This is a genomic window from Actinomycetota bacterium (genome assembly GCA_035536535.1).
Classification (GTDB): Bacteria; Actinomycetota; JAICYB01; order JAICYB01; family JAICYB01; genus DATLNZ01.
In genome coordinates this window covers 1-22667 of the sequence record DATLNZ010000114.1, presented here as the reverse complement: position 1 = coordinate 22667, position 22667 = coordinate 1, and the positions used below count along the sequence as shown (strand labels likewise).

Annotated in this window: 24 protein-coding genes; 17 read left to right on the top strand and 7 right to left on the bottom strand. The window is 67.6% G+C overall.

The features are described 5' to 3' along the window. Positions 1-284 (bottom strand): helix-turn-helix domain-containing protein (locus tag VNE62_07875; GenBank protein ID HVE92201.1); only part of this gene is annotated, 284 nt, incomplete at its 3' end. A gap of 246 nt (positions 285-530) precedes the next feature. Between VNE62_07875 and VNE62_07870 the strand changes: the two genes are divergently transcribed. Together VNE62_07870 and VNE62_07865 are read left to right on the top strand one after the other, a co-directional pair. Further along, positions 531-851, top strand: coding sequence for a WhiB family transcriptional regulator (locus VNE62_07870; GenBank protein HVE92200.1), 321 nt, complete (start codon positions 531-533; stop codon positions 849-851). Positions 852-889: 38 nt separating this feature from the next. Continuing rightward, the gene (locus VNE62_07865) at positions 890-1510 is read left to right on the top strand and encodes a CoA pyrophosphatase (protein HVE92199.1); all 621 of its coding nucleotides are present in this window, start codon (positions 890-892) and stop codon (positions 1508-1510) included. On the opposite strand, the gene VNE62_07860 is transcribed toward VNE62_07865, so the two are convergent. The 3 genes from VNE62_07860 to VNE62_07850 form a co-directional block, all read right to left on the bottom strand. Next, positions 1458-2840: a cytosine permease gene (locus VNE62_07860; GenBank protein ID HVE92198.1), complete on the bottom strand. Its 1383-nt coding sequence runs from the start codon at positions 2838-2840 to the stop codon at positions 1458-1460. The genes VNE62_07865 and VNE62_07860 overlap by 53 nt on opposite strands. Continuing rightward, on the bottom strand, positions 2837-3763 hold the full coding sequence (locus VNE62_07855) for a hypothetical protein (GenBank protein HVE92197.1): 927 nt from the start codon (positions 3761-3763) through the stop codon (positions 2837-2839). The genes VNE62_07860 and VNE62_07855 overlap by 4 nt, the downstream gene beginning before the upstream one ends. 90 nt (positions 3764-3853) lie before the next feature. Beyond that, positions 3854-5710, bottom strand: coding sequence for a VanW family protein (locus tag VNE62_07850; GenBank protein HVE92196.1), 1857 nt, complete (start codon positions 5708-5710; stop codon positions 3854-3856). A 71-nt stretch (positions 5711-5781) separates the two neighbouring features. Here VNE62_07850 and VNE62_07845 point away from each other — a divergent pair, with 71 nt between their 5' ends. The 4 genes from VNE62_07845 to VNE62_07830 are packed head-to-tail and all read left to right on the top strand — an operon-like array spanning position 5782 to position 8255. After that, positions 5782-6378, top strand: a complete 597-nt coding sequence (locus VNE62_07845; GenBank protein HVE92195.1) for a sigma-70 family RNA polymerase sigma factor — start codon at positions 5782-5784, stop codon at positions 6376-6378. Continuing rightward, positions 6375-6797, top strand: coding sequence for a zf-HC2 domain-containing protein (locus VNE62_07840; protein HVE92194.1), 423 nt, complete (start codon positions 6375-6377; stop codon positions 6795-6797). Before VNE62_07845 ends, VNE62_07840 begins: the two co-directional genes overlap by 4 nt. 40 nt (positions 6798-6837) lie before the next feature. Further along, positions 6838-7827 carry a hypothetical protein gene (locus tag VNE62_07835; GenBank protein HVE92193.1) on the top strand — a complete coding sequence of 330 codons (990 nt, stop codon included), beginning with the start codon at positions 6838-6840 and terminating at the stop codon, positions 7825-7827. A 59-nt stretch (positions 7828-7886) separates the two neighbouring features. Then, positions 7887-8255, top strand: coding sequence for a WhiB family transcriptional regulator (locus VNE62_07830; GenBank protein HVE92192.1), 369 nt, complete (start codon positions 7887-7889; stop codon positions 8253-8255). A gap of 52 nt (positions 8256-8307) precedes the next feature. On the opposite strand, the gene VNE62_07825 is transcribed toward VNE62_07830, so the two are convergent. Further along, on the bottom strand, positions 8308-8874 hold the full coding sequence (locus tag VNE62_07825; GenBank protein ID HVE92191.1) for a hypothetical protein: 567 nt from the start codon (positions 8872-8874) through the stop codon (positions 8308-8310). Between the two features lie 70 nt (positions 8875-8944). Further along, positions 8945-9745 (bottom strand): hypothetical protein, encoded by an 801-nt coding sequence (locus tag VNE62_07820; GenBank protein ID HVE92190.1) that lies wholly within the window; start codon positions 9743-9745, stop codon positions 8945-8947. A 153-nt stretch (positions 9746-9898) separates the two neighbouring features. Between VNE62_07820 and VNE62_07815 the strand changes: the two genes are divergently transcribed. Next, a complete protein-coding gene (locus VNE62_07815) occupies positions 9899-10819 on the top strand; it encodes a LytR C-terminal domain-containing protein (protein ID HVE92189.1) in 921 nt (306 codons plus the stop codon). Positions 10820-10896: 77 nt separating this feature from the next. On the opposite strand, the gene VNE62_07810 is transcribed toward VNE62_07815, so the two are convergent. After that, the gene (locus tag VNE62_07810) at positions 10897-11706 is read right to left on the bottom strand and encodes a hypothetical protein (GenBank protein HVE92188.1); all 810 of its coding nucleotides are present in this window, start codon (positions 11704-11706) and stop codon (positions 10897-10899) included. 198 nt (positions 11707-11904) lie between these two features. Between VNE62_07810 and VNE62_07805 the strand changes: the two genes are divergently transcribed. The 10 genes from VNE62_07805 to VNE62_07760 all read left to right on the top strand — a co-directional run. Further along, positions 11905-13305 carry a sugar transferase gene (locus VNE62_07805; protein HVE92187.1) on the top strand — a complete coding sequence of 467 codons (1401 nt, stop codon included), beginning with the start codon at positions 11905-11907 and terminating at the stop codon, positions 13303-13305. Then, positions 13302-14087, top strand: a complete 786-nt coding sequence (locus VNE62_07800; protein HVE92186.1) for a WecB/TagA/CpsF family glycosyltransferase — start codon at positions 13302-13304, stop codon at positions 14085-14087. The genes VNE62_07805 and VNE62_07800 overlap by 4 nt, the downstream gene beginning before the upstream one ends. Next, on the top strand, positions 14080-15114 hold the full coding sequence (locus VNE62_07795) for an NAD-dependent epimerase/dehydratase family protein (protein HVE92185.1): 1035 nt from the start codon (positions 14080-14082) through the stop codon (positions 15112-15114). The genes VNE62_07800 and VNE62_07795 overlap by 8 nt, the downstream gene beginning before the upstream one ends. A gap of 14 nt (positions 15115-15128) precedes the next feature. Next, complete coding sequence (locus VNE62_07790) at positions 15129-16061, top strand: hypothetical protein (GenBank protein ID HVE92184.1); 933 nt, start codon at positions 15129-15131, stop codon at positions 16059-16061. A 105-nt stretch (positions 16062-16166) separates the two neighbouring features. Beyond that, positions 16167-17378, top strand: coding sequence for an oligosaccharide flippase family protein (locus VNE62_07785; protein HVE92183.1), 1212 nt, complete (start codon positions 16167-16169; stop codon positions 17376-17378). Positions 17379-17391: 13 nt separating this feature from the next. After that, positions 17392-18429, top strand: a complete 1038-nt coding sequence (locus VNE62_07780; GenBank protein ID HVE92182.1) for a glycosyltransferase — start codon at positions 17392-17394, stop codon at positions 18427-18429. A 2-nt stretch (positions 18430-18431) separates the two neighbouring features. Further along, the gene (locus tag VNE62_07775) at positions 18432-19490 is read left to right on the top strand and encodes a glycosyltransferase family 4 protein (GenBank protein HVE92181.1); all 1059 of its coding nucleotides are present in this window, start codon (positions 18432-18434) and stop codon (positions 19488-19490) included. Then, positions 19487-20923, top strand: a complete 1437-nt coding sequence (locus tag VNE62_07770; GenBank protein HVE92180.1) for a hypothetical protein — start codon at positions 19487-19489, stop codon at positions 20921-20923. The genes VNE62_07775 and VNE62_07770 overlap by 4 nt, the downstream gene beginning before the upstream one ends. 4 nt (positions 20924-20927) lie before the next feature. After that, positions 20928-22073: a glycosyltransferase family 4 protein gene (locus tag VNE62_07765; protein HVE92179.1), complete on the top strand. Its 1146-nt coding sequence runs from the start codon at positions 20928-20930 to the stop codon at positions 22071-22073. Between the two features lie 37 nt (positions 22074-22110). Continuing rightward, positions 22111-22667, top strand: a 557-nt coding sequence (locus VNE62_07760) for a Wzz/FepE/Etk N-terminal domain-containing protein (GenBank protein ID HVE92178.1), incomplete at its 3' end; no start/stop codon positions are given.

The following is a 22667-nucleotide window of genomic DNA, read 5'->3' as shown; positions in this document are numbered from 1 at the left end:
TGGTCGGAGGCCGAGTACAGCTTCGAGGGGCGTCCGGCCCCCGGCCCCCGCTTGCCGTTCACGCGGCGGAATTCCGCGCGGAGCAGTCCGGCCGCCAGGAGCTTGTCGAGGTGGAACTTGGCCGCGTTGCGGTGGATTCCGAAGTGCTCGGCGATGTCGTTGACCGTCAGGGGTGAGTGCCGCTGCTTGACGTGCAGGTACATGGCGCGCCGCGTGGGGTCGCCCAGCACCGCCGAGATCCGGTCGGTGTCCTGAGGCTCGAAGAAAGGTGGCGTCGGTTCCATCGTCTGCGATCCCCGGGGGCTCGGACACGGCGTGGGCACGGCCGGGGCCCCTTCGCGTGGAAGCGTACTCCCGCTCAGGAGGGCTGTAAAGCTCAGCTGCGTTGGCTCTAGATTTGACAGCGATGCCACCATGGACGGACGCAAAAGGTTTGGCCTTCCCGGGCCCACGGTAGGAGAGGTGTCCCTGGAGGCTGCCGGCCCGCCCTCGGTCAGGGCAGCCGCCTAGTTTTCGAAGGAGCCACCGTGATGATGACGCAGGGTACGCCGCTCTCCCAGTTGTTCATGTCCGAACCCGAAAACGACTGGCGCGCCGACGCCGTCTGCAAGGGCATGGACCCGGAGATCTTCTTTTCTCCCGACCAGTTCGAGACCAAGCAGGACAAGGACGACCGGGAGGCGGTGGCCAAGGAGGCCTGCGGACGCTGTCCGGTTCGCGAACCCTGCCTCGACTACTCCTACAAGGCCGGCGAGCGCTACGGCATCTGGGGCGGACTGACCGAGCAGGAGCGCCGGGCGCTTGCGCGCAGGCGGTCCAGCCAGTTGCGCGCCGGCCTGCCCGTCCAGTAGCCACGCCGGGCGGCGAGTCGCGGGGGACGTCCCCCGCCGTGGACACGGTTCGGGAGTCGCTTCGCGGCGTCCGTCATCCCGATGACCCGCAGTCCCGCCGGCGCGCAGCCGTCCTGGTTGCCCTGTTCGAAGACGACGGGGTCCTGCGCGTGGTGCTAACCAAGCGCGCGTCCACGCTGAGCCGCCACCAGGGCGAGATCTCCTTTCCCGGTGGCATCAGCGACCCGGACGACCCCACCCCTCTGGACACCGCCTTGAGGGAGGCGCGTGAGGAGATCGGGCTGGACCCGGCGGTGGTGGATGTCCTCGGCCCCCTGGACGCTCTGCCTACGTCGTCGTCCGGTTACCTGATCCTTCCGTTCGTGGGGTGGATCCCGTGGCCCTGCGACCTGTCGGCCGACGCCCGGGAGGTCGAGCGGATCCTCACCCCGCCGCTGGAAGCGTTCGGTGAGGGCTCAGGGCGGCGCGTCGAGCACTGGGAGCGCCACGGTGCGGTGTACCCGATGTACTTCTTCGACGTGGAGGGGGAGGTCGTCTGGGGCGCCACCTCCCGCTTGCTGGTGGCCCTGCACGAAAGGCTGGAGGGCCGGACGCCGGAGCTGGCCCTCAGGCCGAGGCAGCGGCCGGAGCCGGCGAGCGGTCCCGCCTCAGGGCCTTGAGCGACTGGAGCCCGAACGCGACGGCGAACGACACCAGCGAAGCGGCCAGCCACGACGGCGCCTCGGGAAAGCGCAGTGCGTCGAACAGGGACTCCATTGCGCCCTTCCACCAGGAGATCAACCCCGGGTTGATCCAGTTGTAGGCGAGAAAGCCGGCGACCCAGGCGACGATGGCCCACGCGCGCACGGGCGGCCCCGGCCCCCACAGGTCGTCGGGACGGTAGCGGCGCGCCACGACGGCGTAGTCCGCCGCGAGTATCCCGAACAGCGGGACGAACACAGCGCCGATCAGGAACAAAAAGCTTTCGTACTGCACGAGGTCCACCGCCATCGCGATGACCGTGCACACCGCGCCGATGCCGATGGACAGCTTTTGCTGGGACACCCGCGGAAACACGTTCTGGATCGACACGGAGGCCGAATACACGTTGGCGAAGGCCTCGTCGCTTTCGTCCACGGCGAGGATTCCGAGCGCCAGGATCCCGAACACGGGTATGGCGAGGATGGCGGCGACAAAGGCGTTCGGGTCGGTCGGGTTGGTGGCAAGCCCCGACAGCACGAGGAGAGCGCCCAGCACGTACAGCCACGCGTGCGCTATCCCGTAACCCAGGGCCGTCCCGGCGAAACCGGCGCGTGGAGTGCGCGAGAAGCGGGTGTAGTCCTGGACCAGGGGCACCCACGAGATCGGCATCGCGATGACGAGGTCGACTCCTCTCCAAAAAGGAAGCCCTCCGGTGGCGGGGGCGCTTAGCGCCGAGCCGAGGCCGCCGCGCCTGAGGACCTCAAACGTGAGATAGACCGTCGCGACCAGCACGAGCCAGACGGCGTAGCGCCTGATCCAGGCCCGGACGACGCCCAGCGGCCCCCACACCGCCATCAGAGTGACGAGCGCCCCGAACAGCACCGTCCACACCGGACGAAGTCCCACACCGAAGACCTCGCTGGAGATCGCGGCGGCTGCGGTCCCGATGATCAACAGCTCGAAAGAGCCCCAGCCGACGTTCTGGAGAATGTTGAGGAGCGTCGGGACGTAGGAGCCCCTGAGCCCCAGGGCCGGGCGGTACAGGACCATCGCCGGAGCTCCGGTCTCCGCCCCGATCTTTCCGGCGTAGCCCAGCATCAGGTTGCCGACGACGACTCCGACTGCGATGGCCGCGAGAGCCTGCCGGAACGACATCGCCGGCACCATGAAAGCCGCCACGATCGGCAGCAGAAGCGAGATCCCGAGGTTGCCCCACAGGGCGCCCGTGTCGAATGTGCTGAGGACGCGGAGACGATCGGGGACGGGTTCGACGCCCCACTCGGGGGGCGCCGAAAGAGCGGACTTCACTCCGGCTTCTTGCCGGGCTTCTTCGGTGGCCTGCTGGGGGCCGGTGAGTTGACTCCCGCGTCACGAAGAGCGGCGCCCATCGCCGTCTTGGCCTTCGGCCCGTCGCCCGCCTTGCCCCCTGTGCCCCCGGTCTTGGATCCCTTGCCCTGCGGCTTGTCCTGCGTCTTCGGTGCCTTGGGCGCCTTGGGCGCATCGTCGGTGGAGGCCGGGGAGTCCTTCTCCGGCGCCTCGCCCGCGGGATCGACATCCATCTTGGCCTGCGCCTGCGCCTTGGCTTCGTCGGGGGCGTCCTGAGCCTTGTCATCGGCCTTCACGTCGGCAGCCGTCTGTTGCTTGTCCTCCGCCTTCCCGTCAGTGGCCGCCTGAGCTTTGTCATCGGCCTTCACGTCAGCTGCCGCCTGTGGCTTGTCCCCGGCCTCGGGGGTCTGCTGAGCCTTGCCCTGAGGCTTCCCGGCTGCCTGCGGCTTGCCCTTGGGGGCCTTGGAGGTTTGGTCGTTGGCGCCCGCGCCCGGCTTTGCGCCCTTTGCCGAGGCGATCTCGCCCTCCAGCGCCTTCTGAGCCGCCTTGAGCCGGTCGACGTACTGCGTCGCCTTGGCCAGCTCGTCGGTCAGCTTGCGGACCCGGTCCAGCTGCCTCTGGAGCCCGGACACCAGCGTTGCGACGTCCGTGGCGGCCGCGGCCGAGATCGGGGGCCCGGACTTCTTCGTCGCTGCGCCGCCGCTGCCGTTGGACCCGCCCTGGCCGGCAGTTCGTCGGGCGAGGAACTCCTGGACCGCGTCGTGGAAGATCGCCCAGCGCTCCGTGCCGTTCTCGACGATCTTCTCGGCCCGCAGGGTGCCCTTGCGTACGAGTTCGCGAACACGGATCTGGCTGACGCCCAGGACCCTGGACGCTTCGCGCATGGACATGTTGTCGCCGGACATGTGGGTTCCCCTCCAGGTACGGAAAGAAGACGCGGGCAGGGCTCGTAGCCTAGCAACTCCCGGCGGGGCCGGAAAGCCTCTGGGGCAGGCTCAAGGCCCCGGCGTACGGGGCGGCGCGGGAGTCGCGGGCGGGTTGGGAGTCTGTGCCGGTGTCGGCGGAGGAACCGGTCCGCCCGGCGTCGGCCCTGCTCCGGGAGTGGGGCTGCCCGCCGGGGCTCCGGGTCCGAACTCGATGATCCGGGGGGCAGGCTTGTACCGGGTGAAGAAGCGCTGCCGGGTGGTCTCGCCCCCCTTTGTGATGATCCGGAAGACCTCGATGTCAAACCCCTGGGAGCCCTTTTCCTTCATAACCTCGCGGCCGGGCGGCAGCGACGGGTTGGGCATCCGCTTGAGTGTGGGCTCGGTGAAGTTCTTGCGCTCGCCCGCCTGGGCCGTCACCTTTTTGCCTTCCTTGCTGCCGTACAGGCTCACGGAGATGGACCCGCCCGAGTAACCCGTCTTGATCAGGACGCCGGCAGACGAGTTGTTGCGGAACTTGAAGTCCGGTGCCGGCCACGACAGGGTCGATTCGCGCCCCGCCGGGTAGCGGTTGATGTAAAACGAGTGCGCCTTGTAGGAGACGAACTGGTACCCCCCGAAGAACACCGCGTTGTGCAGCGTGGTCGCGAATTGCGAGACGCCGCCGCCGACGTCGTCTTTGAACTCGCCGTCGAAGATCATGGGCGCCAGCAGGTAGCCCTTCTCGGTCGTGCGCTTGCCGGCTTTTTTGTTGAGGGAGAAGGTCTCGCCGGGCTTCACGACCGTGCCGTCCACTGCGTCGGCGATGCGGTGGATGTTCTTGACCCGGGGCTGGCAGCAGGGGTGCTGGGTGTCGAAGCTGGACACAAGCTCGGTGATCTTGAGCTTTTTGGCTTCCTCGGTGGTAAGAGCGGCTTCCGCGGCGGTGAAGGCGGTCCCCGCCTCACGTGGCTCGTCGTGGCCTGCGGCCTCGTCGAGCGCTTCGGCGGTCTTGGCCGGGTCGAACTTCAGCCCGTCCCGGCTCGGACGCACGCTGACGGAGCTGCCCTGAACGGCGAAGGACGCGTTGGCGGGCTCCGTCTCGAACTGCTTCATGCGCTCGCCCAGACGCGACGCCACCAGGCTCGTAGAAAACCTGACGTCCAGGTCCCAGCCGTCACCCTGTTTTTTCGGGACCGCCTCGAGCAGCGGCGCGAGCTCCTCGGGCGGCAGCTCCACCCGGTCGCCCTTCGGGCTCGTGAGCGTGATGGGGGCCCGGATGAGGTGGTTGGCTCGACGAGCCGCCTCGTCGGCGTCTTCGGTCCCGGTCTTGCGGCCCTCCTTCTGAAAGGGAACGGTGACGTCGCGCCGTGGCCAAGACTCCAGCGCCCGGACCACCCCGCGCGCCGCGCCCCGCCGGTCCAGCACGCGGCCCGGCTCCGGTCGCACCGGCACGATCCTGGCGCCTTCGGCCTTGATGCCGGCCTCTCGTCCGGGGGCATCGAAGCGGCGGCTGAGCTGCGAGACGACGTTTTTGACCGACCGGCTGTCGATGTCGCTGTGCCAGCCCACGTCGGTGGTCGTGAACCGGGACCTGCTGCGCTGCCAAATCCGGGCGAACACGTTTCCCGAGCGGCCCACGGCCTTTGCTCGCCGCAGGGTGCGGTCCACGTCCGGGTAGAAGTCGACCTGCTCGGGCTTGAGCGACAGCCCACGGCCGTTTGCGGTCAGGTGCGCCGGCTCCGAGGTCAGGCGCTTGGCCCGGTTCGTGAGCAGCTCGGAGGCATCGTTGAGCCGTCGGCCACCGAGGTCCAGGGAGCCGACCTTTACGCCGGGCCGGATCCTGCCCACGGACGCGGCGACGTCCGCCGTGAGCACGGAGGACACAAGCGCCACGACGCCGACGACGATCCACCCGCGACGGCTTGGTTTGAGGTGCGTCTTGAACAAGGCAGGGGGGGTTCGGAGGAGTGTCGGGACAAAGATATCACCCGCGACCGGCATACAATCTCGCTGGAACCATGCCTCCCGGCCTGTCGTTACCCCTTCGAAGCCTGCTGGTCTTCCCGATGCTCAGCCTGCTTGGCGGTGAGCGCGGGGGTCCGCGGAGCAACACTCCGGAGTGGGCGGATGTCGTGGCGCGGTACTCGGATGTCGTCTACACGATGGCGTACAGGCTCACTGGTAACGACGAGGAGGCCAGGGATCTGGCCCAGGACGTCCTGGTGCGGCTGCGCCAGGGTCTGCGACGGTACCGGGAAGGGAACTTCGAAGGATGGCTATACCGAACGACTCTGAACGCATTTCGCGACAGGCTCCGCAAGCGCAAGCGCCTGAGGGAGGACGCCCTTCCGCCGGATTTGCCGGCACGCATGCGTTCCGATCAGGACGTGGAGCAGCTGGTCCAGGCTGCGGAGCTGCGGGACGTCGTCCAGGCGGCGCTGGTTCGTATTCCGCCGGAGTACCGGGAGGCGGTCGTGCTGCGTGACCTGCAGGGACACTCCTACGACGAGATCGCGGAGGTGCTCGGCATCCCTGCGGGGACCGTGCGGTCCCGCATTCATCGAGGCAGGGAGCTGTTGAGGCAGCTGCTCAAGCCCTACGTGGAGGCCGGATGAACGCTCACGGGCACGTGGACCCCGAAGTCCTGTCGGCGCTGGTGGACGGTGAGTGCGGTCCGGACGAGCGGCGCCATGCCCACGCCCACCTGGTCCACTGCGACGACTGCCGGCAGCGGATGTCGGAGATCTCAACGGTCCAGAGTCTCGTATCTGGCCTGCCGCTGATCGCAGCGCCGGAGGACCTCGTCTGCGCCGTCCTGGCCCCCCAGCGGGCGAAGGTGATCGACCTGTCCAGGGGCCGGCGGCGTTACGCAGCAGCGGCGGCCGCAGCGGTGTTCGCGGCGGTCACTCTCGGAGGTCTCGCCGCCCCGGCCGAGCAGGAAAGGCCCCCGGTGGACGTCCTCATGACCAGGCACGTGAGCGTCAACTCAGGGGTGGTCGGCGGGGAGGTGCTGTTTGCCGTCACCGGCCGCTGAGCCGCCCCGCACGGGCGCCGTAACACGGGACCGCCTGCTGGTGGGTACCGCCGCCGCGGTCGCCGGGATGCTCGTCGCCGCCGTTCCCGTGTCCGCGCAATCGGGCCCCGCGCCCGAGGAGTACGTGGAGAAGCTGGTGAAGGCCGGCCGGTCGCAGTACAAGGCGCGACAGCTCGTTGTGTACATGGGGCGTCCGCAGTCCAACGCCATCGTCGAGGTCCACTCGTCGGACGCGGGGCGCTTTGTCCGGGCCGAGACGGGCCCTCACGTGACCCGGGTGTGGAGAGGGCCGGACCACGGCCTGGTCTCCGGTCGCGGGACGAGCTTCGAGGACCTGGCCCCTCCCTCGGTCGAGATCGAGTCCGCGCCGATGATGCGCAAGTACGAGGTGAGGGTCGGAGAGCCCGCGCGGCTGGTGGACGCCAGGGTCGTCCCCCTGGAGCTCGTCAGACGCACGGACAAACGGCTGGTAGAGCGGCTGTGGCTTCAGCCAGACACGGGCATGGTCCACCGCCGTGAGCTGTTCGATCCCCGGGGCCGCACGATCGGTATGACGACGGTTTTGGACGTGCAGTACGGACCTCCCCCCAGCCCGGAGCCGCTGAAGCACGGGAAGGCCAGTCCGGACAAGGTCACCCCCGTTCGGTCCAGCAAGGCGCCGAAGACCCTGGCCTACGGATACGACCTCGTCCGGAGCTACCGCATGAGCGCCAAGGGGCGTCCGACCGACCACTGGGTCTACTCCGACGGGCTGCACACGCTCTCGGTCTTCCGCCGCACCGGGACTCTGCGCCGTCCCGACGACTACAAGCCGGTCCGGCTGGGCAAGGCGCGCGGGTGGGCGGGTCCCGGCCCGGGGACCTGGACCTGGGAGGGCGACAAGTCGGTGTGGGTGGTGGTCGCCGAGGAGCCGCAACTGGACCCGTCCGAGCTCACGAAACCGCTGCCCAAGGGCGGACCGTCACGGATGGCCCGGATGGGCTCCTGGTGGTCGAGTGGCCTGCGCTGGGTGGGCGACAAACTGCCCTGACGGCGGGCGGTCCCGCGGGAAAGGAACCTCCTGGCCCCCTGCGGCGTTGATTACTAGCTATGGATCCCAACAGCCTGCGCCGCCTCGTCGACCCGGATGACTGGGTCATCGCCGCCGCCTGCCGCGGCAAAAAGGACCTGTTCTTCCCGCCCGACGACGACCAGGAGTCGCGCGTCGAACGTAAGTCGCGGGAGGGCAAGGCCAAGGCCTTCTGCGCCGTCTGCCCCGTCCGGGCCGAGTGCCTCGACGAGGCGCTGCGCGCCGGCGAGCGGTTCGGTATCTGGGGAGGGATGACCGAGCGCGAGCGCCGGTCCCATCTGGCCAAGACCAAGCCGACGCCGCCGCCACCGCAGGACATCCCCGCCTCGGGGCGTCCGGTGGCACTGCCTGCGGTCGTCGTCCCGGGCCGGCCCGTTCCCCTGGACTGACCCAGCTTTACGGCAGGGCCTCCGCGTGAGCGGGGGCCCTGCGAGGGTTGGGCTAGCCGAAGATCTGCTGCTTTTTGCGGCGCCGGATGCCCCAGGAGGCGCGTCCGATCAGACCGCCGATCACCAGGCCGAGGATAAAGGCCACCCCGACTGAGCCGCCGTCGCCGCTCTTTGACTGCTGGAGGGCGACCGACTCGGGGGTCGGCGACGGTGTCTGCTCGGCCTCGAAGACGATCTCGGGGGTGGCCGACAGGTCGACGGCCGGGGTCTCCTCCGGCAGCGGCTCGACCGTGGTGTCGTCCACGGGAGCGTCGGTGGCGGTGCTGCCGCTCGTGGGGCGGCGGGTGGGCCTGGGTGTGGTGCGCCGCGCGGGGGCGGGAGTGGAGCGTCCGATGATCAGCGGGGTGGTCCGGGGCGTGACGGCGGGCTGACTCGGCGCTGGGGTGGCCGGCCGGGGGGTGGACGGGCGCGTGGTCTGGTGGGCGCAGCCCGCAGGATCCTTCGCCTGCTGGACCGGGCCGCAGTGGCTGGCGGAGACCGGTGGCGCAAGCTGCGGGGACGCCAAAGCGGCCGCGGCTAGGGCGGCAACGATCAGAGGCAGGCCGAGACGAGAACGCATCAACCATCCACACTACGGGGGTTGTCCAACCCGGGCAACAGGAGCGTCCAGGCCCCGCCGGGGATCAGGGTCAGGAGTCCGGGGCTGCTCCCGAATCCAGGGCGCGGAGCGAGGTGATCCCGCGCACCTGTTCAACGAGGTCATCGGTGACAAGGACCACGCATCCGCGCTTCCAGCCATCCTCCTGGGCGGAGGTCGCCGTGGGAAAGAAAGCCGTCATTCCGAAGCGGCTCGGGGGGCCGAGGTACTCGAGGGCCAGACGCTTGCCATGACCGTAGTCGTCGAAGCCGTATCCGGAGTCACCCGGGACTTCGAAATCGTCGATCATGACCACCGCCCGCTTCCAGCACCCGGCGATGACCTCCACTTCCTCTGACAGGGGCAGGTCCCCGGACCAGTGGGCGTCGAGATAGAAAAAGACATCCCCCTTGGGGAAATCCGAGTCCGCGCTCAGTGACCTGAGGAACCCCCTGGAGTCGCCCAGCGCCAGGTTGACGTTTGGGTGCTCGCGCAGCCGGAGCCGGGAGTAGTGGAAGAAGCCGGCGTCGGCCTCCACGGTGTGGACCGGGAGTCCGGACTGCTCGGCCAGGAAGGCCGTGGTGGTCCCCCGGTGCGTGCCCGTCTCGACGATGGCCTGGGGGCTCAATGTCCGAAGCAGGTCGAGGAAAATGCGGCGGCGGAAGCTCTGCCCGTTGAACGGCCCGCCCCAGGCGGATCGGGATGACTTCTTCAGGTGGAAGGCGAGCCACGCCCGCCACATCGGGGGCGCCAGGCGGATCAGGCGGCGGAACAAGGACCGGACCACCGCCCACGCCGAACGAGCCCACGGCGGAGCCATTCGGGAGAGCGACCGAACCAACCGGACCTTCATCGGCTCCGTCGCGGGGTGATCCGAGGGTTGCGTCATGGGTGTGGGGGCCTGTCGGTGAATCAGGGGTGGCGGCGTCGCCGCAGAGGATATCCGCTGCGCTGCCGGTTCCATCATGGGCAGCGCCGGCGGCCGCTGGTTTAGTCTCCGCTTCCGATGGGCCCCTGGCGGCGGTTCGCGGTTTTCGTGCTGACCATCTCCACTGTCGCCTTCGTCGCGGTGGCCGGGGTGCGGCTGCTGTCTTCGTCCGAAGCCCCGGAGTGGCCGGACCGGGTCGCGGTCATCGGCGTCGATCAGGAAGCCGAGCAGCCGGTCACCTACCTTGCGGTCGCAGACCCCATGCGGCAGGCGATCGTGGAGGTCCCGGTGGACGCCGAGGTCGAGGTGCCGGGCTCGGGGTTCCTGCGGGCACACAACGCATTCCGGATCGGGGGCCGCCCGCTTATGCGCGCGACGTTGGAGCGCTTGTTCGCGGTGGACGTCCCCTTCACCGCCACCGGCCAGGGATTGGCGTTCGAGCCCGTAGTGGCTTCGCTGGACCGCATCGACGCCCCCGGCAGCCTGAGAGACGACCTGCGCGAGGCGCTGGAGGAAGGGTCCCAGCGCTGGGAGGCAAGGAAGGTGAGGGGAACGGCAAGACCCGCACCCGAGGGGATCCGGATGCTGCTGGACCGCGCTTCGCTCGCGGATGCCGCGGCCATCATCGGCGGCTTCGGGACAAACGTGTTTCCCCCGGACGACGACGCGGCCGCCCCCGTCGCCGCGCCTTCCGCCCCCGCCCCACCTGAGCGAGCCGATCCGAAAGCCGTGACCGTGGACGTCCTAAACGGGGGCGAAGTGGAGCGCGCCGCACGGCGGACCGCGGACGTCCTGAAGGCCAAGGGTTACTCGATCGGAAAGGTGGAGGACCTCGACCCCCAGGACCGCGAGCGCAGCGTCGTGCACTTCAACGAGGGTAGAGAGCGCGAGGGCAGGCAGGTCGCGGCTGAGCTGGGGTACCCGGCCGAGCCCCTTCCCCCCGCCATCAAGTCGCAGGCGCCTGTGGTGGTGGTGCTGGGCGATGACGCCAAGCCCTGAGCGGCCCCAGGCGGTTCGTCCAAAGAAGAAAGGGGCCCCGTGGGGGCCCCTTTCTCAGGACTCAGTTTGTCTTCGTTCTAGCTGCGCTCTCCGACGATGACGCTCTCCTCGACTGCCGGGAGCCTGGCGGCGAAGGTCAGCTCGAAGTGCACGGCCCAGCCCTTGAACGCCGACTGGTCGGTGCCGTCGTCGGCCTCAGTGGCCGTGAAGTTGTACAGCCTGGTGTCGGTCGGCGCGTCCAGAACGTCGGTGGAGCCGGCGGCCCGGATGATACCGAGGTCGCAGGGGCTGTTCTTGGTGATGTCGCGGAAGCCGCCGGAGCAGGCCTCGGTGTAGAAGGGGGTGTAGGTGATGTCGCCCACTGCCGAGCCGATCGCCTGCTGCTTCTCGACCGTAAGGGTGAAGAAGCTCATAAAGCGGCTGAACCGTGGGTCCGTCGAAGGCAGGAATGTCCCGTTCTCGTCACGCACAGCAACCATGCTCACGTAGGTGTAGAACGAGGCGTCCTTGGCCGGGGTGATGTTGGTGTTGTTGATCTTCACCTCGACCGTCCGCGAGTCGCCGGGGAACTGGTCGCCTCCCGGAGGGCCCGCCACGAAGATGGAGTTGCTGCCGTCGGAGGCGACGGGCTCGAAAGCCGTGTCGCCGACGTCGGTCTCCATCTTCAGGATCTCGTAGTTGAACGACGATGCATCCCGGACGGTGTTGTTCGGGACGGCTCTCTCAAAGAGCTTGTACGCGATGGCGATCCCTGCCAGCATCGCCAAAGTCGCCAGCAGGCTCGTGGCGGTCTTCTTGCGCTTGGTCCAGAAGGTCGGACGCTGGAAGCCATCCCCCGAGGGAGCGACTCCGTAGAGCGCCTGCCTGGACTTCAGTTCTGTAGCCAATGCTCTCAACCCCTTTCGCTGATCTGATGCCCCATTTGCTTTCAGTGATGGAAACGCCCGCAGGACGTTTACCTGTCGGGGGATTTGTGCGAACGCGTGTTCCGCTCCCGGCCGGACCCGTGGCTCGGCTTTCGGGCGGGTAGCCTGATCGCATTGGGTGCCGCTTGGGGCGTCCCGGCGGGAGCAAAGAGGGCACGGATGAAGCCTCGGTGGCAGACCTGGTGGAGAGTTGCTGCCGTGGCGACGGACCTGGTCGCGGTCACGGCGGCCTTGTCTGTGGCGGCCGTGGTCCGGTTCGGGAGCCCGATCCTCAGCGAGGGGTTCCGCCCGGAGCTGGAACCGGAGTTTCTCACCGTGCCCCTGGCGCTGGCGGTCCCGGTCTGGCTTCTGACGCTGGCGGTGCTTCGCCTCTACAGCCCCCGCCGCTGCCAGAATGCCGTGGAGGAGGCCAGGCGCGTCGTCACGGGGGGCCTGGCAGCCGCGGTGGCCCTGGTGATGGTCGGATTCCTCCTGAAGCGACCCCCCTCGAGGTTGTGGGTGGTTTCGGGCACGCTCCTGGGGATTCTTGCCGTGGGGATCGGCCGAAGGATCCTCAGGTGGGGTCTCGTGCACGCGCGACTGGCCGGCAGGGCGCTGACGCGGACGGTGGTCGTGGGTCGCACCGAGGCGAAGCGACTCGTGGACACCCTGCAGGGGGACGCGGCCTCGGGCTTGCTGCCGATAGCAACCTGCGGCTTCACCTGGAGCGGACTTCGCTCCGGCGACCTCCCGGAGCTCAGGCGGCTGGTTAAGGAGACGGAGGCGGGCGAAGTCCTGATCGTCTCGGAGGATCTGGACCGGGAGGAGATTCGCAGGTCTGTCGAGGTGGCCGACGATCTTCCGGTGCGCGTGGTGATAATCCCGGGACTCGACTACATGCTGCTGCACACGGTGCAGTTGGTGGGGGTGGGCCGGGAGCCCGCCCTGGCGCTTGAGTTCCCTTCATTGCGCGTGTACCAGAGAGCCTTCAAGCGACTGATGGATGTTGGCCTGTCGGTGCTCGGACTGGTGGTGACGGCTCCGCTGTGGCCTCTGATCTCGCTGGCGATCCGGCTGGACTCCCCAGGGCCGGTCCTGTTCAGGCAGGTCCGGCTGGGGTACGGGGCCAAGCCCTTTCAGATGCTGAAGTTCCGGACCATGGTCGATCGGGCTGAGGAGTCCAGGGGGCAGCTTGTCGTCCGCAACGAGGCGCAGGGGCCACTGTTCAAGATCCGCCGGGACCCCCGCGTCACGCGGGTGGGCCGCCTGCTGCGGAGAACTTCATTCGACGAGATTCCGCAGCTGTGGAACGTCCTCAGGGGGGACATGAGCATGGTCGGTCCGCGACCGCTTCCTCTGGAGGACTACGGCGTCGATGGGCCTGAGGGCGTGCTCCTGAGGAGGTTGAACGTTCGTCCCGGGATCTCCGGGCTGTGGCAGGTGAGCGGCAGAAGCTCGCTGGGGTTTGAGGAGCTGGTGCGGCTGGACCTCACCTACGTCCAGAACTGGAACGTGTTCCTGGACCTGTACATCCTCCTGCGCACCATCCCGGCCGTCATCCGGAGGCGGGGAGCCTATTGACCGGCTGCTCGTGCGCACAGGATCGCAAGCCCCGGCTCGTGCTGGGGGTCCCGGTGGACCCGCTGACAACCCAAGAGGCTCTCCAGCGGCTGGACCGGTTCCTGAACTGTCCGGCGACCCACGTCGTCCACCACCTCGCAGCGGACCCGATCGTGAGGAGCACCACCGATTCCGGATTTGCGGACGCGCTGAACAGGTCGGACGCGAATCTGCCGGACGGAGCCGGCGTGGTGTGGGCCCTCAGGGCGCTGGGGGTCTCGTCGATAAGGGACCGGGTCTATGGGCCGGACATGATGAGGAAAGTGTTGGCAGGCGCTGCCGGGGCTGGAGCCAAGCATGCCTTCGTCGGCGCGACTGCCGAGGTTGTGGAGGCTCTTGCCTCAATGGTTCCGCCCGAGCAGAGGGGGGGTTCTTACGCGCCGCCGCACCGTCAGGTGACCCCGGAAGCCGTTCAGGAGGATCTCCTGCGGTTGTCCGCCGCCTCGGACATCCTCTGGGTCGGACTGGGGACACCAAAGCAGCAACAGTGGGCCGATCTGGCCGTGCGGTTCCGGCCGGCCCGGGTGATCGTGACCGTGGGAGCCGCCTTCGATTTCCTGACGGGCTCAAAGCCACAGGCGCCCGCGTGGATGGCGGAGCACGGTCTGGAGTGGCTGTTCCGGCTGGCTACAGAGCCACGTAGACTGTGGCGCAGGTACCTGATTGGAATCCCCAGGTTCATCTTTGGGGTCCTCGCGCAAGCTCTGAGGGAACGGCGATCGGAGGCCGTACATCATGGTTGAAACCGCATTCTGGCGTGGCCGGCCGGCTCTTGTGACCGGCGGCGCTTCTTTCATCGGCTCGCACCTCACGGACCAACTGGTCGCCCGCGGCGCGTCCGTGCGCGTGGTCGACGACCTGTCCAGCGGCAAGCTCGACAACCTCTCGGCGGCAATCGACGCGGGAGTCGAGTTCGTTCGAGGCGACCTGAGGGACCCGGTCGTGGCGCGGGAGGTGACGGCAGACAGATCCGTCGTCTTCCACCTCGCCGCCGACCACGGGGGGCGCGGCTACATAGACCTCCATCAGGAGGCGATGACGGTCAACTTCCTGATCGACCAGAACGTTTTCCGGGCATCCCTGGATGCGGGTTGCGAGAAGGTCGTGTACGCCTCATCGGGTTGCGCCTATCCGCTGCACCTTCAGAGCAACCCCGAGGAGACGCTGTACCTGACCGAGGACATGGTGGGCCCCCCTTATGAGCCGGACGGGATCTACGGCCTGGCGAAGGTCGTCGGCGAACTCACCCTCAAGGCCATGCACGATGAGCGCGGGCTGCGATCCGCCTCCGTCCGGTACTTCACCGTCTACGGGCCTAGGGGAGTCGAGAATCACGCCGTGATGGCCATGATCGCCAGGTGCCTCGTTCGGGAGGACCCTTTTACGGTGTGGGGCAACGGCGAGCAGATCCGAAACTGGACCTACGTGGACGACATCGTCAGCGGCACGATCCTGGCCGCCGAGAAGATCGATGACGCCACAGCAGTCAACCTGGGGACGTCAGAGCGGGTGCGGGTGATCGACGCCGTCCGGCTGGCCATGAAGATGACGGGGCACGAGGCGCCGACCAAGCTGCTGCCGGACGCTCCGACCGGACCGATGAACAGGGTCGCCAGCAACGACCTGGCCAAAAAGCTCATGGATTGGGAGCCCGAGGTACTTTTCGAGGAGGGTTTGCGCCGCACCGTCGATTGGTACTTCTCCACAAAGAAGGCCGACGACGTGCGCCCTGCGCTTTCGGCGGCGCTGACGGAACGCGGGGTGTCCTGAAGGTCGCAATCGTAGTGCCGACCATCCGGGGCGACTCGATCGCGCGTTTCCTGGAGCTTTGGAGGGAGCAGTTCGACGGCCACCGGGTGATCGTGGTCGAGGACAACCCCGACAAGACCTTCGACCTGCCCCCCCATGTGGAGCACTACTCATGGCGCGACGTCGACCTCGATCTCGGCCCGGATGCGTGGATCATCCCGCGCCGGACGGACTGCATCCGTTCCTACGGGTTTTATAAGGCGAACCTCAGCGAACCGGAAATCGTCATCACGCTCGACGATGACTGCTACCCGATAGAGGGGACGTCCCTGGTGGACGAGCACGTGCAGGCACTGTCCTCCCGGGCCGAATCGGATGCCTGGGTGGCCACAGGCGCCGGGACGAGGACGAGGGGGATGCCCTACCTGTCCACGCGCCGGAACAACGTGACCGCCATCAATCACGGTCTGTGGGAGGGCGTCGTGGATCTGGACGCGATGACGGCGCTCGCGATGTCCCCGGGCGAGGTTGACTTCCAGCCAGTGGAGCAGGTCGTACCTCGTGGTTCGTACTTCCCGATGTGCGGGATGAACCTCGCCTTTTCGGGGGCCGCCACTCCGATCATGTACTTCCTGCTCATGGGCCAGTCGTGGCCCTTTGACCGCTTCGGTGACATCTGGTGCGGTGTCATCGCCAAGCGCATCTGTGACCACCTCGGGTGGGCCGTCAGGTCCGGAAGACCGTTCGTGCATCACGCAAGGGCGTCCAATGTCTGGTCGAATTTGCGCAAGGAATCGCCCGGATACGAGGTGAACGAGTCCTTCTGGTTGGCCGTGGACGAGATCCAGCTCACCGGGACGACGGCTCAGGGGTGCTACAAGGAGATCGCGCAGCAGCTTCCCCTGAAGGGTGACTATTGGGAAGCGCTTCGGCGGGCGATGGTGACGTGGTCGAATCTGTTCGCTTGACCCCGGGCAGCGACGTGCTCGCGCAGGAGCCATTTCGGACCGGGCGTGACGCCGAGTAGGCCGACCAGCGCCGTCGCCGGTCTCTACGCAATACACGCCGTCAATGTGGCGTTTCCTCTCATCACGCTGCCGTACCTGTCCCGCGTCCTGGGGCCCAAGGGGTGGGGGCTCGTGGCTTTCACGCAGGCCTTCGCGGCCTATCTCGTCCTGCTGGTTGACTTCGGGTTCACCTTCTCTGCGACGCGTGCTGCGGCGCAGGCCCAGGACGACCCGCGACACCTGAGCGAGATCGTGTCGGACGTGTGGGGCGCGAAGGCGATCATGAGCGTTGTGGCGCTCGCGCTGTGCGTCGTTGCCTATGCGGCGATCGACGCGTTCAGAAGCGAGCCCGCTCTGCTCGCGGGGGGCGCGGCTACGGCCATTGGATACGGCTGCAGCCTCACCTGGCTGTTCCTGGCGCTCCAGGAGCTTCGGCCGGTGGCGGTTGCGGAGGTGGCGACGAGGCTTCTTGCGGTGGCGGGGATTTTCATGTTCGTGCGGCAACCCGGCCATGAGTGGCGCGTGCTTGCGATCCAGGGCGCAGCAGCCGGAGCTTCGATCCTCCTGGTCCTGCCGGTGGCGGCCAGGCGCGTCAGGGTCGTCCCTCCCACGCTCGAGAGGTCGTTACGGATGCTGCGCGACGGTTGGAGCACGTTCGTTTCGCGCGGGGCCATTGCCGCGTACACCACCGGAAATGCTTTCGTCCTGGGACTGGTCGCTCCGGTCAGCTCGGTGGCGTTCTATTCGGGTGGCGACCGGATCAGCCGCGGCGTCGTTGGCATGCTGAACCCTCTCAACCAGGCGATGTTCCCCCGGCTGAGCAGCCTCGTTTCCCGGGATCGAAGAGCCGCAGGACGGGTAGCTTGGAGGACGGCTCTTCTCATGCTTGCTTTGGGCTGCGTCCTCGCCGTTGTGCTGACCGCAGGGGCCCCGGTGATTGTGAGGTTCGTTCTGGGGCCGGACTATGCCTCGTCGGCAGTGGTGTTGAGGATCCTGGCTGCCGCGCTCCCTGCGATCGCGTTGAGCAATGCCCTGGGGATCAATTGGATGCTCGCGATGGGCATGGACCGCGAATTCATGTGGATCATTCTGACTGCCGCCGCATCCAACCTTGCGGCAGGGGTCCTGTTGTCGGTTCTGTTCGCCCATCGTGGGATGGCCGTCACCGTGGTGGCGGTGGAGTCTGCGGTCGCGGTCGCGACAATCGCTGTCCTGGCGAGGAGGGGTCTGCTGCCCTCGCGCAATGGCTTGCCGGCCGGCCCTCCGGAGCCCTTGTGAGCCGGCTAGGTAGATGAAGCCCCAAGTCGTACCGCTGAGGCTCGACCCGCTGCAGGGCGACCCGCTGATTTCGGTGGTGATGACCAATTACAACTACGACGCTTTCGTCGACCGCGCCGTGCAGAGCGTCCTCGAGCAGACCTACCCGAATTGGGAGCTGATCATCTGCGACGACGGATCCGCGGACTCCAGTCCGGGCATCCTGAGGCGTCTGGCCGGCGCGGACAGCCGCATACGACTGATCCTTCAGGCAAACGCCGGCCAAGCCGGGGCGCTCAATGCGGCGGCGATGGCAGCCGAGGGAGACCTGCTCTGCTTTCTGGACAGTGACGATTGGTGGTTTCCAGTGAAGCTGGAGGAGGTTGCGCGCTGCCTCCGGCTGGAACCTGAGGCTGGGATGGTCACGCATGCGCTGCGCGTCGTTGGACTGGACGAGCGGATCCTGCGCGATGCCTACCCGCGAAGGCTGAGCGGTGGATGGGCCGGTCGGCGACTGGTGGACGGAGACTCGTCGGTGGTCCTGCCGCCCTGCTCGGCCCTGTCTATGAGGCGCGAGATAGCGACCGAGGTCTTTCCCCTGCCCGTCGCGTTCCGGTCATTGGCGGACCGCGTGCTGGCGGAGCGTGGAGCAAGCCTCGCGCCGGTGGCAGCGCTGCAGAAGGTGCTCGGCTGCTACCGGCAGCACGGGCGGAACGTGACCGGCGCTGGAGTAGCTCCGACACTGGAGGGGGTGAGGCTGGCAAAGGAGGAGATGCGCAGGATCCTTGGCGATCGCGCCCAGTTCGCCTCTGATCGCCACCATGTGTCCGTGGACCTTCCGGCCCTGTGGAGGCTCGAGTGCGCGTCGCTCGACTTTGCCGAGGCCCTCCTGACGGGAAAGCAGGTCGCGGCTGGTGAGCTGGAGAGGGTTAGGGACCGGAGGCAGATCGCCATCTGGCGGCTGTTGCTGGTGATGCCGAGAGCGATCGCCATTCCTGTGTGGAAGTGGTGGTGGTCCGATGGTCTCCTCAAGAGGTCGTTGCGCCGCTGGCTCCCCGCGTCGGACCGCTGAGCATGGTCGACGTTCTGATGCCCATCCATCTGGACCGTTGGCGCAACGCCATCTCGACGGAGCTCAGAGAGATCGCTGTTCGCGTCCCCGACGTATCGTTCTTCTCGTTCTCCGGTCCTGAAACGGCCGAGGATGCAGAGCTGGGAAGCGGCCTGTGGGAACGCGAAAACATGAGCATTGCATCGATCGGAGATGTAGCCAGTCGGCGCTTCGACGTGGTGCATCATGCCTCGTCAACCTGGAGGAGCATCGGCGCCGTAGCCGCTGTAAGGCTCCGCAGTCGCCGAGTCCGACACATCTACACCTCTTCGGTCGAAAGGTTTTCCTGGCACCCGCACGTAAGGGCCGAAGACCTAGCGGTGCGGTCGGCGCACATCGTCTGTGCGGTGAGCGAGGCCGTGGCCGCGAGCATCAAGAAGCACTACGGTCGCACCGTGGACGCCGTGATCCCCAACGCCGTGGACACCTCCTTCTTCTGCCAGCTTGCCGTGCGACCCGAGACCGTCAGCCGGCTGGAGCTTCACCGGCCGTTCGCCGTCTGGGTGGGGACCCTGGAGAGGCGCAAGCGACCGGACGTCTTTCTGCGGCTCGCCGACCAGATGCCCGACTGGCAATTCGTGATGCTGGGGGGAGCCGGCCCCGGCTCGGAAGGCGCAGACGTGGTCCGGCGCCTCGCCGGAGCTTCCAACGTCAGGTGGCTGGGTCTGCAACCGCGGGGGGTGGTGCGGGACGTCCTGGCCGCTGCCGCACTGATGGTCTTTCCCTCCGAGACCGAGGGATTGCCGCTGTCGGTCCTGGAGGCACAGGCGATGGGTCTGCCGGTGGTCGCGCAGCCGTCGAGCTCGATGCCGGAAATCATCCGGCATGACGAGACGGGATGGCTGCTGCCGCCGCACGACCTGGCTCGCTGGGAGCAGGTGATCAGGGACGTCGGCGACTGGGACCCCTCGATGAGGCAGCGCTTCTCCGAAGCAGCGCGCTCGGCGGTGGAACGGCGTTTCGGCTGGGACGCCAACGCGGGGGCGTACCGAGAGCTGTACCTCGAGGGCAGCCGGTCATGATCGGCGAGACATCGGCGGAGGCTCTGACCAGGTCACAGCGGGCGTTCCTGGAAGCCTTCGTCCTGGCCGCGGTCATCGTCTGGTCGCCGCTGAAGCTTCTGGCCTACTTCGCCCCCCTGATCAGTCTCGGCTGGTACGCCATCAGAAGCGGCGACTCCCGGCCGATGCGCAGCGTGGCGCTCTGGGGCGCGGGCTGGGCCTGCGTCATCAGCATCCACGGCCTTGCCAACGGCGAGATGAACATGCCCGCGGCTTTTATGGCCCCCCTGACTTACGGCAGCTTCATCTGGCTCACCTCGGTCCGAGGTGTCTCCCTGCGCAGCAATGTCCTGCTGAGACGTGTCTTCCGAACAGTGGTCGTGGTGGCCGTGGTCGAGGCGACGGTTGGGCTCGTGCAGGCGGCCTACGGGTTCGCGCGCACGCGCAGCTTCGACCTGGCGGCGGGAGACCATGTTGAAGGGACGATAGATCTGGCCCTGGAGCCCGACCGGGCCTTCTCCAACCCCATCTTTGCGGCCGCGATGGCGTCGATGTTCATCTTCCTCATCGCCTCCGCGACGCTGTTCCGGAAAGGATGGGGAATGGCCGCGCTCGTGGCGGTCGCGCTCCTGCTGGCATCTGTCGTCCACGTCCTTCTTTTTGCGATGACAGCGATGTTGGCCGCTGCGCTGCTGGTTCCGAGGGTGACGACCGGGTGGTTCCGCAAGAGCGTTCCGGCCCTCGTGCTGCTGGCTGCGATCGGTTCGGTGTTCGTGGTGACGCAGCCTAGAAATGCCGCGGCGATCAGACTGCTCGTCGAGGAGAAACTGGCCGGCCGCGACCCCCGGTCGGCGGTGACTGCCCGGGCCCTTGCGCAGATGCCGCGGGAATACCCCTCGATGATCGCGTGGGGGCTCGGCCCGGGACAGTTCTCGAGCAGGGCTGCTCTGATCGGGACCGGACTGTACTTCGGCGGGCCACTCAACCCGCGGCCCCTGCCCTTCATCCGGGGGGACATCTCCGAGCCTCAGGACCGTTTCCTGATGGACCTGTGGCTGGCAGCGGCGCGCGCGGGTGACTACGGGTACGGGTCCAGCCAGCAGCCGTACTACTCGTGGCTGAGCGTGTACACCGAGTTCGGGTTGCTGGCGGTGGCCCTGGTCGTTCTGACGCTGGTGTGGGCTTTGCTGCGGCTGGCCAAGCAGGCGCGTTCGCCGGGGCCATTGGCGTGGTCCGTGGGAGCAGGCGCGATGGTGGTCTTCATCGCGCTTCTGGGGGCCCAGGAGAACTACTGGGAGATTCCCCAGGCCCTGCTTCTGCCGGTGCTGCTTCTCAAGCTCATGTGGTCTCAGGCGGAAGAACCTCCGGGCTCGAAGGCACAGGGGAAGGCTCACGGTGGTCTGCCTGCAGACAGACCCCGGCGGGGGCCTCGAAACCAACCGACCCCGGTGTAGCCCGATGAGAATCCTGGTTCTGCATTCGACCTACTCGTCCGGTCCGATGTCGGGGGAGAACCGGATCGTCGCCGATGAGGCGCAGCTGCTTCGCGCCGCCGGTCACTCCGTGACCGTCTGGGATCCCGTCGCAAGGGCGCAGGGAGCGGCCGCCGCCGCAGCCGCCGGGGCACGCGCGGTCTGGTCCATCGACGCGGTCCGTCGGGTGCGCGCGCTGATCGACGCCCATCATCCCGACGTCGTCCACTGCCACAACCTGTTTCCGGAGTTGTCGCCGGCCGTGCTTCGAACGGCGGACGAGTCTCCCTGGCTCATGAACCTGCAGAACTTCCGGTTGCACTGTCTGCCGGCCACCTTCTTGCGCGCCGGGCGGCCGTGCGAAGCGTGCCTTGGAAAGGTGCCCTGGAGAGGCGTGGTCTACCGCTGCTACCGCGGATCGGCATTGGCGAGCGCAGCATTGGCGACATCGCTCACGGTTCACCGGACGCTGCGCAGCTTCGACCGGATCTCGATGTTCCTGCCCGCAAGCACCTTTATGGCCGGCAAGTTCATCCAGGCCGGGATGGAGGCGGGCAGGTTGAGGGTCAAGTCGAACTTCTGCTGGCCGGCAGAGCGGCGTCGCGGACCCGGCGACTACTTCCTTTTCCTGGGACGCGTGACGCATGAAAAGGGACTGGACACACTCCTGAAGGCCTGGCGCCCCTCCTTCGGCCGCCTCGTAGTCGCGGGCGATGGGCCGCAGATGCCTGAGCTTCAGCGTCCGGACCACGTCAGCTTCCTTGGGCAGGTCCCTCCCGGCCGCGTGGCGGATCTGATTTCGGGCGCCCGCGCCCTTTGTGTTCCCTCGCGCTGGTACGAAGGAGCTCCACGCGTGATCACCGAGGCCTACGCCGCGGGCGTGCCGGTGATAGGGAGCCGCATCGGCTCCATCCCGGAGTTCATCGACGGAGGGGTGACTGGAAGCCTGGTGGACACCGACGAAGTGGAGCAATGGACGCAGGCGCTGGCCGAGCTGAACCGGGACGAGACATCAATGCGCCTTGGCGAAGGCGCCCTGAGCGCATGGTCGACCCGGTTCTCGCCGGAGGCAGGGCTGGCGGATCTGGAGGACTGCTACCGGCAAGCGAGGCTTGTTCGACAAGCTGTCTGAGCCCGGACGATCGCCCCCGGGCCGGTAGACTCCGCTGGTGGAGCCGACGTTCCGCGACTATCTCGCCACGGTCTCGAAGCGCCGCTGGCTGCTGGCAGTGGTCCTGCTGCTCGTGGTCGGTTCGGCGGCGGTCGCGACCGCCGCGACGACCCCCAAGTACGAGGCAGAGGCGAAGCTTTTCGTGGGACAGCAGCAGTTCGCCGTCAGTGAGGTCGCGGAGGGGGTCCAGGCCGCGCAACTGTCGGTTCAGCTGCTGAGGTCCTATGCGCAGATCCTCCAGACCCGGCCGATGGCAGAGCGCGCGGTGGAGAAGGAGGGCATCGACATCTCCCCGGCCCAACTGGCCCACGCCATCAAGGCCGAGCCCATACCCGAGACGCAGCTCATCCGGCTGGCCTACCGGTCCACGGACGCCGCAGAGGCGCAGCTGGTCGTCAACACGGTTTCGGACGTGTTCACGGAGGAAATCCAGCGGCTGCAGAAGCCGACTCAGGGCGAGCCGGCGATCCAGGTGCGGGTGGTCGAGCCCGCCCTGCGGCCCGAAGAGCCCGTCTCACCCAGCGCGGTCAGGAACCTCGCTCTTGCGCTCGTTCT